The 14,361-nt window shown below is 54.8% G+C and carries 14 protein-coding genes; 9 read left to right on the top strand and 5 right to left on the bottom strand.

The features are described 5' to 3' along the window. Positions 1-15: 15 nt before the first annotated feature. Positions 16-711, top strand: coding sequence for a phosphate regulon transcriptional regulator PhoB (phoB, locus tag BC440_RS06390; RefSeq protein WP_071239700.1), 696 nt, complete (start codon positions 16-18; stop codon positions 709-711). Between the two features lie 62 nt (positions 712-773). On the opposite strand, the gene BC440_RS06385 is transcribed toward phoB, so the two are convergent. Next, positions 774-2,534, bottom strand: a complete 1,761-nt coding sequence (locus BC440_RS06385) for a cation:proton antiporter (RefSeq protein WP_007091987.1) — start codon at positions 2,532-2,534, stop codon at positions 774-776. A gap of 317 nt (positions 2,535-2,851) precedes the next feature. On the opposite strand from BC440_RS06385, the gene BC440_RS06380 reads away from it, so the two are divergent. The 7 genes from BC440_RS06380 to moaE all read left to right on the top strand — a co-directional run bounded on the left by BC440_RS06380 (position 2,852) and on the right by moaE (position 10,207). Beyond that, entirely contained in the window at positions 2,852-3,814 is a 963-nt protein-coding gene (locus tag BC440_RS06380; RefSeq protein WP_063094364.1) for a calcium/sodium antiporter, read from the top strand. Between the two features lie 158 nt (positions 3,815-3,972). Beyond that, positions 3,973-4,743, top strand: a complete 771-nt coding sequence (locus BC440_RS06375; protein ID WP_040060167.1) for an SDR family oxidoreductase — start codon at positions 3,973-3,975, stop codon at positions 4,741-4,743. Between the two features lie 62 nt (positions 4,744-4,805). Continuing rightward, positions 4,806-5,231: a dihydroneopterin aldolase gene (gene folB / locus BC440_RS06370; protein ID WP_051682075.1), complete on the top strand. Its 426-nt coding sequence runs from the start codon at positions 4,806-4,808 to the stop codon at positions 5,229-5,231. A gap of 439 nt (positions 5,232-5,670) precedes the next feature. Continuing rightward, positions 5,671-7,590 carry an excinuclease ABC subunit UvrC gene (gene uvrC / locus BC440_RS06365; RefSeq protein WP_139189980.1) on the top strand — a complete coding sequence of 640 codons (1,920 nt, stop codon included), beginning with the start codon at positions 5,671-5,673 and terminating at the stop codon, positions 7,588-7,590. Between the two features lie 175 nt (positions 7,591-7,765). Next, the gene (locus BC440_RS06360) at positions 7,766-9,016 is read left to right on the top strand and encodes a uracil-xanthine permease family protein (protein ID WP_223304878.1); all 1,251 of its coding nucleotides are present in this window, start codon (positions 7,766-7,768) and stop codon (positions 9,014-9,016) included. 156 nt (positions 9,017-9,172) lie between these two features. Then, positions 9,173-9,724 (top strand): CDP-diacylglycerol--glycerol-3-phosphate 3-phosphatidyltransferase, encoded by a 552-nt coding sequence (gene pgsA / locus BC440_RS06355; protein WP_007091993.1) that lies wholly within the window; start codon positions 9,173-9,175, stop codon positions 9,722-9,724. Between the two features lie 24 nt (positions 9,725-9,748). Further along, positions 9,749-10,207 carry a molybdopterin synthase catalytic subunit MoaE gene (gene moaE, locus BC440_RS06350; protein WP_063094366.1) on the top strand — a complete coding sequence of 153 codons (459 nt, stop codon included), beginning with the start codon at positions 9,749-9,751 and terminating at the stop codon, positions 10,205-10,207. Here moaE and BC440_RS06345 read toward each other — a convergent pair. From BC440_RS06345 to BC440_RS06330, 4 genes are all read right to left on the bottom strand, one after another. After that, positions 10,204-10,494, bottom strand: coding sequence for a hypothetical protein (locus BC440_RS06345; RefSeq protein ID WP_037987088.1), 291 nt, complete (start codon positions 10,492-10,494; stop codon positions 10,204-10,206). The two genes, moaE and BC440_RS06345, sit on opposite strands and share 4 nt — an antisense overlap. 10 nt (positions 10,495-10,504) lie before the next feature. Then, positions 10,505-11,374 carry a hypothetical protein gene (locus BC440_RS06340; protein WP_063094370.1) on the bottom strand — a complete coding sequence of 290 codons (870 nt, stop codon included), beginning with the start codon at positions 11,372-11,374 and terminating at the stop codon, positions 10,505-10,507. A gap of 87 nt (positions 11,375-11,461) precedes the next feature. Then, complete coding sequence (gene metW / locus BC440_RS06335; RefSeq protein WP_007091997.1) at positions 11,462-12,106, bottom strand: methionine biosynthesis protein MetW; 645 nt, start codon at positions 12,104-12,106, stop codon at positions 11,462-11,464. Between the two features lie 3 nt (positions 12,107-12,109). Continuing rightward, positions 12,110-13,270: a homoserine O-acetyltransferase gene (locus BC440_RS06330; RefSeq protein WP_007091998.1), complete on the bottom strand. Its 1,161-nt coding sequence runs from the start codon at positions 13,268-13,270 to the stop codon at positions 12,110-12,112. Between the two features lie 177 nt (positions 13,271-13,447). Between BC440_RS06330 and BC440_RS06325 the strand changes: the two genes are divergently transcribed. Further along, the gene (locus BC440_RS06325) at positions 13,448-14,341 is read left to right on the top strand and encodes a chorismate mutase (protein WP_063094372.1); all 894 of its coding nucleotides are present in this window, start codon (positions 13,448-13,450) and stop codon (positions 14,339-14,341) included. The last annotated feature ends 20 nt before the right edge of the window (positions 14,342-14,361 follow it).

The following is a 14,361-nucleotide window of genomic DNA, read 5'->3' as shown; positions in this document are numbered from 1 at the left end:
CTGGAGCATAGGAAGATGGACCCAACGGTTCTTATCGTCGAGGACGAAGCTGCAATCGTAACCATGTTGCGCTACAACCTCGAACGCGAGGGGATGCAGGTTGTCGAAGCCGGGGACGGTGACGAAGCGTTGAAAATTCTGGCCGAAACCCATGTCGATCTGGTCCTTCTGGACTGGATACTGCCGGTGATGTCAGGGATCGAGGTTTGCCGCCAGATCCGCCGGAAGCCTGAAAGCCGCGATTTGCCGGTGATCATGGTTACGGCGCGTGGCGAAGAAGGCGACCGCATCCGCGGCCTTGATACCGGGGCCGATGATTATGTAACCAAGCCGTTTGCGATTGGTGAATTGCTGGCCCGTATTCGCGCACTTCTGCGTCGATCCGGTCCGGCGCAACCACAAGGGCAGTTGATCTATTCCGATATCGAAATGGATCTGGCCGCCCATCGTGTCAGTCGTAACGGCAAGGCTATCCATCTTGGCCCAACCGAATTCCGTCTGCTGCGTTATTTCCTGGAACATCCGGGGCGGGTTTTCTCGCGCGAGCAGCTTCTGAATGCGGTTTGGGGGCCGAATATCTATGTCGAAACCCGCACGGTTGACGTTCACATTCGTCGTCTGCGCAAGGCATTGAATGACGTCAAGGGAACGCGCGATGTGATCCGCACGGTTCGTGCTGCTGGCTATGCACTGGATGTCGAAGCCGCTTGATTGCGGTTATTCTGGAAGACGAAACGAAAGACCCCCATTCTCGTGATGGGGGTCTTTGTGTTTCAGGTGCTTTTCCTGGATTTTGCCGGTTTGGCAGTTTTTTGTGCCTGGTCTTCGGTTTTTTGGCGCGCGGTGCGCGGGGCAAGTTCGTTCATCAGCAGCATATCGGCACGCCGGAACTTGGCTATTTCGATATCGATATCTTCCTGCGGGATATCGCAGGCCGCCAGAACGTGATCGGACAGGCGTAAACCGGTTTCAAGTACCTCGGGGATGGCCGCATCGGCACCACTGCGTGACAGCGGACCGATATGGGTGATGTCCTGGGCACGGGCAAAGATTTTCAGATGCGGATAATGCTGTCGCAGCAAGGCGACGGTCTTTTCGGTTGCGTGCGGGTTGCCCATGGCAACGGCGGCAATATGGGCCTGTTCGGTATGGGCGGCACGAAATGTTTCCGGTCGGGACCCATCGGCAAAATAAACAGGCAGACCTTCGGCTCGGCCACGCGAAACCTGTTGGGCATCGGATTCCAGAACGATAAACGGGATTTCCTTGGTGCGCAGCAGACGGGCCAGAACCCGGCCGACGCGCCCGCAACCAATCACCAGAACATGTTTCTGAATGCCGTCGGTTTCATCCGAGATCTCGCTTAGCTGATCGGTTTCCTTTGGATGAAGCTTCTGTTCGATGCGGTGGCCGAGCGAAATCAAAGTCGGCGTCAGACCCATCGAAATCGCAACCACCGGGATCAGCATCACGGCGATGTCAATCGGAACCGCCCCGTTCTGCGATGCCAGTGCAAGCATGACGAAGGCGAATTCACCACCGGCGGCCAGGCTCATGGCGACCCGAATTGAAGATGCACGGTTAAAGCCGATCAGCAGGGACAATCCGAAAAGAACCGCTGCCTTTATGACCAGAAGCCCGATCAGCCACAAAATGATCGTTCCGGCCTGACCGATGACCACATTGGCATTGACCGACATTCCCACAGACATGAAGAACAGCGACAGGAAAACACCGCGAAATGGCGAAATGTCGGCTTCGATCTGATGGCGGAATTCGGTTTCGGCCAACATTACCCCGGCGATAAAGGCACCAAGCGCCATTGAAAGGCCCGCGGCTTCGGTCAATGTGCTGGCAGCCAGAACGACAAACAGGGTCCCGATTGCAAAAAGTTCCGGGTTTTTAAGAGCCGCAATATACCGAAACAGTCGCGGCAGGAGATAACGACCGGTCAGCAACAATACAGCAACCGCCCCCACACCGCTTAGTGCGCTGATCCAGGGGCTGGTTTCGCTCCCGGCATTGCCAGCGGCCTGCACCATGATCAGGAAGGGACCAACCGCAACGTCCTGCAACAGCAGGATGGCAAGGGCTGCACGCCCGAAACGTGTGTGCAACTGGCGTTCATCAGAAAGCTGTTTAAGGATAATGGCTGTTGATGACAGGGCCAGTGCTCCGGCAATCACGATGGAGGCGGGCATATCGTAATTGATCAGCAGCAATACACCGAACATCACGGCCATCGTGACGCCGATCTGCAGGAAACCAAGGGTCGCGAACCGGCCCCCAATCACGCGCAGGCGTTCGCGCGACAATTCAAGACCGATCATGAACAGCAGAAAGACAATGCCAAGCTCGGCGACGGTTGAAATGTCTTCGCGGTCACTGATCAGGCCAAAACCGAAAGGGCCGATGCAAAAGCCGCCGATCAGGAAACCGATGATCGAGTTCGCACGTAATTTCTGTGCCAGCGGGACGGCAATCACCGCGGCGGTCAGGACAAGGAACAGCTCGAAAAGAACGCTGTGTGACATGATGGATTATGCGTCCGGCGCAGATAGGCGTGTAAAGGAAGTCGTTCAAATCAGGATAGCGGAAATACCCCTATGATTTCTATGGAAATTTCGCGTATGAGAGGGCATCTGTGATGGATGACACGTCTTAAGAGCAGGCGACCGCGACGATTGCTTTCGGTATGCGTGCCAGTGTGGGAACCGCATCACACCGATGTGACGAATGGTATTACGACGGGACGACGCAGCTTGCTATTCTACGTTCGCAATGCCATGTTCCGCTGGCCCGTAAAAGGGCATGGAACAATCAGAAATTTCCCCAAACGAGCAGGCCGGAATTGGAACAGTTCATCCCCTATTTGCAGATTATCGGTGGTCTTGTGCTTTTGACTGCCGGTGGTGAGTTCATTGTTCGCGGTGCTGTCGGTCTGGCGCTGTTGATGGGGGTTTCCAAGATCATTGTTGGTTTGACCGTGGTTGCCGCTGGGACGTCGGCCCCCGAATTTGTCGTGTCGCTGAATGCGGCGCTTGCCGGGTCGGGCGACATCGCGATGGGGAACGTGGTTGGTTCTAACATTGCCAATATTCTTTTGATCCTCGGCGCAACAGCGGTTCTAAAACCGATTACGGCATCGCGGACCATGGTTGTGCGCGATGGCGGCACCATGCTGCTGGGGACCGTTCTGTTCATCGGGCTTTGCATGTTTGGCGTTGTCGAACGCTGGGCTGGGGCGGTGATGCTGCTGGTTCTGGCAGCGATCTGGTACTTTACCTATCAGCATGACAAAAAAAGCCCGGGTGATGCCAGCCACCTGCATGAGGAAGAAGTCGACGAAGTCGGCGAAGTACCAAGCGGTTGGCTCAAGCCGATTGTTGCCACTGTTATCGGGATTGTCGCCTTGACCTATGGGGCGGATCTGCTGGTGGATGGTGGTGTTTCTGTCGCGCGTCAGTTCGGTGTGTCCGAAGCCGTCATTGGCTTGACCCTTGTCGCATTCGGAACATCGCTTCCTGAACTGGCGGCATCGATTGTTGCGGCGTTCCGCGGGCATTCCGACGTTGCACTTGGCAATGTTGTTGGTTCCAATCTTTTGAACCTGCTGGTGATCATCGGTGGTGTATCGCTGATTGCGCCGATTGCCGTGCCAGACCAGATTCTGCAATCCGATCTTTGGATCATGCTGGCAGTTACCATTCTTTTGCTGGTGGTCGGCTATTTCCTGCGCGGAGTGTCGCGGATCACCGGGATCGTCTTTGTTCTGGCTTATCTGGGATATGTTGCGAGTCTGGTTACGGCATGATTGATCTTCATGCCTGAAACGATAAATGCGGTTATGGACCGGCTGGCGGGTTTGATTGTAAGTTCCGGAATGACCAAACATAAATGACGGCGGCCGATATTTAAGGGGGCTGCCTTCCCCGGGAAGGGGCGCATCTTGATGAACGGGATGGAAACCAGATGACAGGGAAAATGCCTAAAACGGCTCTTGTAACCGGGGCTGCCAAGCGTATCGGACGGGCTTTATCGCTTGATCTGGCGACACAGGGTTATGATGTTGCCCTTCATTGCCATTCCTCGCGCAGGGATGCGGAACAGCTTGCCGAGGAAATCCGGTCCCTTGGTCGTCGCGCCTGCGTTATTTCCGCTGATCTTGGCAAGGAAGAAGACAGCAGCCGTGTCGTACGCGAAGCAACGGCTGCACTTGGCCCGATTGGTGTGCTGATCAATAATGCATCCACCTTTGAATATGATGATATCAGCACCGCCACGCGTGAGGGCTGGGACTATCATATGGAAGCCAATCTGCGCGCACCGTTTGTGTTGTCGCAGGATTTCGCCAAACGGCTGCCCGCCGGGCAAAAGGGCGTCATCATCAACCTGATTGATCAGCGTGTCTGGAATCTGACACCGCATTTCATGACTTATACCTTGTCCAAGGCCGGCCTTTGGACGCTGACCCAGACACTGGCACTGGCATTGGCGCCGCACATCCGGGTCAATGCGATTGGTCCCGGCCCGGCACTGCCTAGTGTCCGGCAAACACAGGAAGTTTTCGATCAGCAATGCGATCAGACGCCCCTGAAAATTGGGACAAACCCGCAAGAGATTTGCGACGCGGTACGATTTTTCCTTGCCGCGCCAGCCATCACCGGGCAAATGTTAGCGCTTGACGGCGGGCAGCACCTCAATTGGGCGCCCAGTGGCGAACAGAATATGCCAGAGGAATGATGCGTCGGGCTTGGGTTCCGGACATCTGGCCGCACCAAGCGCAGCACAAGGAAGACCAGACCATGACCGCAGGCCTTAAGCAGGACGATAACATTACGACACTGCCCTACGCAGATCATGCCGGCAGTTTGCGTCGTGTCTTCGTGCGTGACATGGTCGTCGAGACATCCATTGGCGTATATGATCATGAAAAACATGCCCCGCAGCGGGTGCGTATCAATCTGGACCTTGCCGTTCTGGAAGGCGAGGGTGTCCAGAATGACGATATTGCCACTGTTTTAAGCTACGAAGATCTGGTGACCGGCACGCGGGAAATTTGCCGTGACGGTCATGTGAACCTTGTGGAAACCCTTGGGGAAAAACTGGCCGATATGTGCCTGGCGGATCGTCGGGTACGCAAGGTAAACGTCCGAGTTGAAAAGCTTGATGTCTTTGACGACGTTGCCGCGGTCGGAGTGGAAATAGAGCGCTTTAATATCGCGCGCTGATCCCATCCGTAAATCTGCTTAAAATTTACTTTTGTTAACGGTTTTGGACGGGGACTCTGTGATTCCTCTAGGCCGAATCGCTGTCTCCCTTATGCACAAGCATCTGGGGGCATGGAATCAAAGGAAAATATTCTTTTTTGACTCCTGTATTACCGAATGTTTTCAGGTTGACAGTATTTTTTGTGTTTAAAAACAATAACTTAGATTGTTTGCTCAATAAATGTGCACTTCATAGAACGTTAAGACTCTCAAGGGGTGCAGCAAAGAGCCCCCCTATTACCCACAAACTTATCCACAGCCTTGGTGGACATCTTTTTTGGGTTGCGATTCTGTGAAGTGATGTTGCGACGTTAATCTTTTTGGGTATTGTCGGAAGCCACTTTGAGAAGTGACAGCCGTCACAACTTTTGATTTTTAATAAATCTGCCGGAGACGCCTGATGAAGCCTGAAACCCCCTCCGAAAACCCCGCTCGGGAAATCGGATTGTCGCTTGAAGGCGATGATTATGACGGGGGGGCTGCGCGCGGTGTCGAGGCCATCAAACATGCGCTGAAAACCATGCCGGGATCGGCCGGTGTCTATCGCATGATTGATGACAAGGACCGGGTTCTTTATGTCGGCAAGGCCAAGAACCTTAAAAAGCGCGTGGTGGCTTATACCCGTCTGATGCAGTTGCCGATACGGATTGCCCGTATGGTCGCACAGACGGTGCGGATGGAAATCATCACCACCCACACCGAAGCCGAGGCGCTTCTTCTTGAATCCAACCTGATCAAGAAGCTTAAACCGCGTTACAACATCCTTCTGCGCGATGACAAAAGTTTCCCCTATATCCTGATCACCGAGGATCATGATTATCCGCGCATCGTCAAACATCGCGGGGCACGGGCCAAGGATGGCAGTTGCTTTGGTCCGTTTGCGTCCGCCTGGGCGGTGAACAACACGATCAACCATTTGCAGCGTGCCTTTTTGCTGCGCTCCTGCACAGATGCCGTATTTTCCAACCGGTCGCGTCCGTGTCTGCTGTATCAAATCAAACGCTGTTCCGCGCCGTGTGTGGATCGGGTTGCCAAAGCCGAATATGACGCGCTTGTCGATATCTGCCGTGACTTCCTGACCGGGCGCAGCCAGAAAATCCTCAAGCAGCTTGAAAGTGACATGCTTGCCGCGTCTGAGCGGATGGATTTCGAGCAGGCCGCGATGTATCGTGATCGTATCCGTGCGTTAAGCCAGATCAGGTCGCATCAGGACATCAATCTGGAAGGCGTAGAAGAGGCCGATGTGATCGCCCTGCATCACGAAGGCGGGCAAAGCTGTGTTCAGGTCTTCTTCTTCCGCTCGGGCTCGAACTATGGCAACCGGTCCTATTTCCCGCGCCATGAACAGGGGGCGGAAATTGCCGAAATCCTGTCGGCCTTTGTCGGGCAGTTCTATGCCGATAAACCGGCCCCGAAACAGGTGCTGCTATCGCATGAGATCGAAGGTCAGGAACTGGTCGAAACCGCATTGTCGATCAATAATAACCGCAAGATCACCTTGCAGGTGCCCAAGCGTGGCGGTCGACGCAAGCTTGTTGAACATGCGTTGACCAATGCCAAGGACGCGCTTGGGCGGCGCATGGCCGAAAGTGCTTCGCAACGGAAATTGCTGGAAGATCTGGCCGATAAACTCGAACTGGACGGCACGCCAGAACGGATCGAGGTTTACGATAACAGTCATATTCAGGGCACCAACATGGTGGGCGGCATGATCGTTGCCGGACCCGAGGGTTTTATGAAAAGTGCCTATCGCAAATTCAACATCAAGGGCGATATCGCACCGGGTGATGATTTTGCCATGATGCGCGAAGTTCTGACCCGCCGCTTTGCGCGTGCGCAAAAGGAAGACCCGGACCGGGAAAACGGCACATGGCCGGACCTTTGTCTGATCGATGGTGGCTTGGGGCAGCTTGGTGTGGCCCGCGAAGTGCTTGAAGACCTTGGGATCGAAGACGTGATGCTTGTCGGCGTTGCCAAGGGTGTTGATCGCAATGCGGGCAAGGAAGTGCTGCATATCCCCGGAAAACCGCCCGTGCGTCTTGATATGCAGGATCCGGTTTTATATTTCATCCAGCGTTTGCGCGATGAAGCGCACCGTTGGGCGATTGGCACGCATCGCGCCAAACGGTCCAAGCAGATCGGCAAAAGCGTTCTTGATAATGTGCCCGGCGTGGGCGGGGCGCGTAAAAAGGCGTTGCTGCATCATTTCGGGTCGGCACGCGGGGTGGCGGATGCCGGTTTGACCGACCTTGAGGCGGTAGATGGCATCAGTGCCGCCCTCGCCCGCAAGATTTACGATCATTTTCATGACACGGAATAAAAAACCTGCGGCAGGCATCTTGCTTTTTGCCGGTCAGGGCGCGATACCCGACGCGGTTTGATAACGCGCCATGCTGATCGGGCAGAGTGCGTTACTGGGGTAACGTCTAAAAGTCAGCTTAAGGAAACCGATGCGATATTTTCCTTCCTGGTCTCTGACCCGGTCTTCTACCGTCATGCCTGACGAACGTCTGCCGTGGGGGGCAATGTTCCCGATGGGCTTGCAGCACCTTGTCGCCATGTCGGGTGCCACCATTCTTGGCCCGCTTCTGATGGGGTTTGATCCGAACCTTGCGATCCTGTTTTCCGGGATCGGCACGCTGATCTTCTTTATTTGCACGGCGGGACGTGTACCAAGCTATCTGGGGTCATCCTTTGCCTTTATTGCGGTGGTTATTGCCGCGACCGGCTATGCCGGATCTGGGCCCAACCCGGATATCGGTGGCGCGCTTGGCGGTATTATTGCGGCAGGTGCGCTTTATGTCGTGATCGGTTTGATCGTGATGGCAACCGGAACCGGCTGGGTTGAAAAACTGATGCCACCGGCTGTGACGGGAGCGGTGGGGGCGGCCATCGGTCTTAATCTGGCACCCGTCGGGATCAACGGTATTTCCGGCGATAACATGCATATGCTGGTGGCGCTTCTGACATTGCTGTCGGTGGCGATGGTTTCTGTCTATGCGCCGGTTTCAGTGCGCCGTGTTTCGATTCTGATCGGGATTCTGGCGGGTTACGTGCTGGTTCTGGTGTTGGGGAACGGGTTTGGCCTGATGCCAGCGATTGACTTTACAGAACTCTCGCAGGCAGCGTGGTTTGGCATGCCATCCTTTGTCGCGCCGCGCTTTGAAAGTTCGGCAATGTTCATGATCGCCCCGGTGGCCTTCATTCTGGTGGCGGAAAACCTCGGCCATATCAAGGCGATTGGTGGCATGACCAAACAGAATATGGATCGCTATATCGGCCGTGGCTTTGTTGGCGATGGTCTGGCAACCATGCTGGCCGGTTCCGGTGGCGGTACGGGGGTGACCACCTATGTTGAAAACATGGGTGTCATGGCCGTAACGCGCGTCTTTTCGACCCTGATCTTTGTGATTGCGGCGGTAATTGCGATTTTACTCGGCTTTTCGCCGAAATTCGGGGCGTTGCTCCATACCATCCCGGGGCCGGTTCTGGGCGGGCTTGGTGTTGCGGTATTTGGACTTATTGCGGCGGCAATGGTGCGCCTTTGGGTGGATAACCGGGTCGATTTTTCCGATCCGCGCAATCTGTTCACCGTTGGTATTACCCTTATTTTCGGGGGCGGCGACTTCACGGTGCAATTTGGTGGTTTCGCGATTGGCGGGATCGGCACGGCGACGCTTGCGGCAATCATTCTTTACCAGTTGCTCAGCATTGGTCGCAAATCATCAGAGGCCCCCGCGGACTGAGGCGTTTGAAACGCAAGGGCGATGTTTCGGTTGTTTGACATCTGAAACATCGCCCTTGTTGTCATATATTCAAGACTTTAATAATTGTGCGGTTTGGCTCATAACAGGTCATCCGAAATTTTATTACTGCCGCACATACCCGCAAACAGGCCCCTCATGAAAAACCAGATTCCCAATCTGCTGACCTTGTCGCGCATCATCGTGATTCCAGCATTGGTCGCGTCCTTCTATATCAACGGGCCGATTGGCAACTGGATCGGGTTTGTGCTGTTTGCCTTTGCCGGGGTAACGGACTTTTTTGATGGCTACCTTGCGCGTAGCATGAATGTGGTTTCGCCGCTGGGCCGGTTTCTTGATCCCATCGCGGACAAGCTTCTGGTTGCCGCCGCCCTGATGATGATGGTGGCGTTTGAACGTATTTCCGGTCTGGCTGTTTTGCCGGCTGTGATCATCATGTGCCGGGAAATCATGGTGTCGGGCCTGCGCGAACATCTGGCCGAACTGAAAGTACCGCTACCGGTGACGGTGCTTGCGAAATGGAAAACCACGGCACAAATCCTTGCCATCGGGTTTCTTCTGGTTGGCGATGCGTCGCCGGACATGATCCCGTCGATCCTGATTGGTGATATCCTGTTATGGATTGCCGGGCTGGTGACGGTTCAGACCGGGTATATCTATCTTCGCACCGGGCTTAAGCATCTCGACTAAGAGCTGCATAGGATAAGATTCCGCATGGCACGCGTATCCGTTCAGGAAAACGATTTTGATCCGGGCGCCGAACTGGCAGCCCTGACCGATGGCCGTGCCGATATCGGGGCGGCGGTCAGTTTCGTCGGACTGGTGCGTGATATTCATGGCGGTGATCAGGTTTCGGCCCTGACCCTTGATCACTATCCGGGGATGACCGAACGCGAACTTGAAAATATCGCAGACGAAGCCGCCAGACGCTGGCAGCTTGATGATGTGCGGATTGTGCATCGGTTCGGCCGTATGTTGCCCGGTGAACGGATTGTCCTGGTGATCACGTTGTCGGCCCATCGTCGCGCCGCGTTCGAAGCCTGCGACTTCATCATGGATTTCCTTAAAACCCGTGCACCCTTTTGGAAACGCGAACAAACCCCCAAAGGCGATCACTGGGTCACAGCGAAGGCATCGGACGATGCCGATGCCGATCGCTGGAACACGGATTAACCGACAAATTTTGCCAGCAACCCGACAAATTGCAGCAGGGCTGTCTGGATTTGGGCGGCATCGTCGATCCGGTCTTTAAGGTTCTTCATCTCGGTTATATCCGCATCGGTAATTGCCGATGCATTCCGGATAAGTCGCTTGGCCTGAAGCGCTATAAGCTGATCGGCGGCCTTGTTGCGCGTTTCGGCCATCACGAGTTTTTCGTTGATGTCGGCTGCCTGATAGGCTGCGTCAATTTCAACAAAGCTGTTTTTGGCCGCACGGATCAATTCATCAAGATTGTTCATGGGAATCTCCCTATTGTGCCGGTGTGGCTGTTGTGCTGCCGGTTGCGGTCTCAAACAGATTGCGGCCCTCGGCGACAAGTTCCGTTGGGGACAGGCTGCGCACTTTTCCGGCCAGTGTTATGCCTTGTTCGGCAGCCCCGATCAGGGCATTTACATCCAGCTTGGCGTAATTATCGATCTGCGTTTGCAAATGTCTGCCTAACGCAGATGCCGCCATGAAACTGCGCAATGTATGTGCCTGAAGCAGTTTTTCTTCGGCCATCAAAGCGTTCCAATCCTGCCACCAGATTTGCAGACGCAGTGATTTGGCATCGTCATCATCGTTCGGTTCGGAACGGATTTTGTTCAAATCGGCAATCAGTGTGCCACGGCGCACCAGAAATTGCGGCGGGTCTTTGGCCAGATCGCTGGTGATGGCGTCAAGCTGATTGCGTAGTTTTTCAAGGATCGGACCGGTATCCGTTACCGCCGATGCCCCAAGTGCCGATCCGGCTTCGATCTGATCGAAAATCGCGACAAATTGCTGATACTGGTTTCGCAGGCTGGCCAGTGTCTTTTGCCATTGTTGCGCAACATTCGGATCGATTTTAACCGCATCCGGATCAAGCAGGGTGGGCAGATTGGATGGCGTCACCTTGCCTGTGAAGGCTTCCATATTCGCGATGAATTCCGATTGCCGGGCGTTTTGCGATTTTGGTGATGGCGCAAATTGCGCGGTCTGTGCCGTGCCATAGGCATCAAAGGCATCCTCGGTCGCGCTGCCAAACTGGGTGACCGTGATTTTCAGGGTTTCGGCCTTTTGCGAACAGGCGGCCAAAAGCCCGATGCCAATAATCAGAACTGCCTTGCGTGTGAATTGGTAGATCGATGAAACTGCCATAACGTCCCCATCACGTGATCATGCTCGTCATCTGACGGGGATGGGGGGCAATTGTGATGGCAAAAATGACAAAGGCGTTGGCAGGAACTACTTGCTCAGCATGAAAAGCGCCTGATTGCCAAAGAAGTTGGCAAGCCGTGAATGGCTATCCAGACTGACTTTCGATCCGCTTTCATTCAGCACCATCGACCGTTCGATTTTAAAGCCGCATTCATCACAAAGGGCCACAAAATCCCGGACGGTACAAAAATGGATGTTCGGGGTTTCGTACCACATGATCGGCAGGTTCGGGTTTTGGGGCATGCGCCCGCGGAACATCAAATCAAACCGCGCACGCCAGTGACCGAAATTCGGGAAGGAAACGATGGCTTTCTGACCGATGCGAAGCAGTTCGCTCAGAACCTGTTTCGGGCGGTTGGTCGCCTGCAATGTCTGGCTGAGGATGGCGTAATCAAACGCCCCGTCGGGATAATCGCCAAGATCACGATCCGCATCGCCCTGCATCACCGGAAGACCCTGTGCCACGCAATTGCGCACCCCCTCGTTGGAAAGCTCAAGTCCGCGACCGTCAACATCCTTGCTGCGCGTCAGATAACCCAGCAATTCACCATCGCCGCACCCGATATCAAGCACGCGCGTACCCGGTTCGACCATATCGGCAATCAGCTGCAGATCGACACGAATACGGTCATTAGGGATAACGCTGGTCGCGTTTGGTAAAGAATGATTCATAACCTATTTCAATCCCCGGATTTCAGCAGCGCCCTCGATAAAGCCGCTTAACACCATATGGAAATCCGGCTCGTCGAGCAGGAAGGCATCATGCCCCTTGTCGCTTTCGATTTCCACACAACTGACATTGCATGACGACGCATTCAGTGCATGGGCCAGCTGGCGGCTTTCGGCGGTGGTAAAGCACCAGTCGCTGGAAAAAGAAATGACGCAGAAACGGGTTTTGCAGCCAACGAAGGCTTCGCCAAGGCGGCCTTCGGCATCGGCGGACAGATCGAAATAATCCATCGCCCGCGTGATATAGAGATAGCTGTTGGCATCAAACCGGTCGACAAAGCTTTTGCCCTGATGGCGCAGATAGCTTTCGATCTGGAAATCATGATCGAAGCTATAGGTGATCGCCCCGCGGTTCTGAAGCTTGCGGCCGAATTTGCGATGCAGGGCCGGTTGCGACAGATAGGTGATGTGCGCGGTCATCCGCGCCACGGCCAGCCCGCGGGAAGGCTTTTTGCCTTCCAGCAGGTAATTGCCCCCGCACCAGTCCGGATCGGCCATGACCGCCTGACGCCCGACTTCGTGAAACGCGATGTTTTGCGCCGAATGGCGGAAGCTGGTTGCAATCGGCGCGGCGGCAAAAACGCGATGGGAATAGCTTTTGCACCATTCAAGAACCTGCATGCCGCCCATCGAGCCGCCAATAACCGCAAACAGGGTATCGATGCCCAATGCATCAATCAGCATGGTCTGCGCACGCACCATATCGGCAATCGTGATCACCGGGAAATCAAGGCCCCAGGGCTTGCCGGTAGCCGGGTTGATTTCCTTGGGCCCGGTGCTTCCCAGGCAACCGCCAATCACGTTCGAACAAATGACGAAATATTTGTTGGTATCGATGATTTTGCCCGGCCCGACGATTTCACGCCACCAGCCTTCCTTGCCGGTGATCGGGTGGACTTCATCGGCGACATACTGATCGCCGGTCAAGGCGTGGCAAACCAGAATGGCGTTGGTCTTGTCGGCGTTAAGTTCACCATATGTCTGATAGGCAATGGTGAACGGCCCGAATTCGATGCCGCTATCAAGACGCAGCTTTTCCGTTTCCCCAAGGACCATGTGATGGCCGGGAAGTTTGCTGCGCTGATTTGTGCTGGCGGCGGTCGACATGAATGTCCGTTTCCCTTGGATTAGGTTGTTTTTGTTGCAGGCAGGGCTGGCTGTTCCTTGGCATCAAAGAAAACAAGCCTATTCTAGCTAGGAATAGACCGGGATTTAGTCAATCTTTTCTTTGCTTTTCGGCTGCCCTGTCCTAATACTGGGCCCCGTTTGACAAAAGAGCGGATCATGGCGCAAAGCGACGAAAATTTAGCAAATCTTGATCTGAACGGGCTGAGGGCGGAAATCGATGATATCGATCAGGCACTGCAATCGCTGATCATTCGGCGCACCAAGGTTGTGCAGGCAGTCGGGGCCTATAAGGACCGGGTGATTGCGGCCGGTGGCAAGGTCAAGGTGCCGTATCGTCCGGCACGTGAAGCCCGTATCATGCGTACACTGGTTGATCGTCACGATGGTGCCTTTCCGAAAACGGCCCTGATCCAGATCTGGCGCGAAATGATCGCTGCCGGAACGCGCCTTGAAGCGCCTTATACGGTCGCCCTTTGCCGCAATGCCGACGGGGTGGATTGCTGGGAACTTGCGCGCCTTAACTTTGGCTGCCTGAACGAAATCGTCGAATTCGATACACCGCGCGAAGCATTTTATGCCCTTGAAGAAGGGCGCGCGGCGGTCGGTGTGTTCCCGAAACCCGAACTGGGCGAAGCACAGCCATGGTGGACCTTGTTGTCCGATGACAGCCCGGTGCGCATTGTCTCGAAACTGCCATTTGGCGGACGTCCGGTCGGACGGGGTGAGCAGACCGAAGGATTTGTCCTTGCGGCAATCGAGCTTGAAGAAAGCGGTGATGATCGCACGCTGTTTATCGTCAGCCTGCCAAACGAGATTTCGATGGATACGGCGCGCAAAAAAATTGCGAGTGGCATCGATGGATCGGCAATCCTTGGCTTTTCTGCCGATGAAACCGGTGATCGGCGTTTTGTTCTTGTTGATGTGCCGGGATTCTTTTGTAATCGCGCCGAAGCGTTTCAGCGTGCACTGACCGATCAGGGACTTGATCCCGAAGGGCTCAGTGTTGTCGGTGCCTATGGCGTGCCGATTCCTGAAGACGCGCTGAGTTGATAATACCGGTCGGTTGATTG

This window comes from Thalassospira sp. MIT1004 (assembly GCF_001858545.1).
GTDB lineage: Bacteria > Pseudomonadota > Alphaproteobacteria > Rhodospirillales > Thalassospiraceae > Thalassospira > Thalassospira xiamenensis.
Note: the sequence above shows the minus strand (reverse complement) of the source record. Positions and strands in the feature narration are given on the sequence as shown.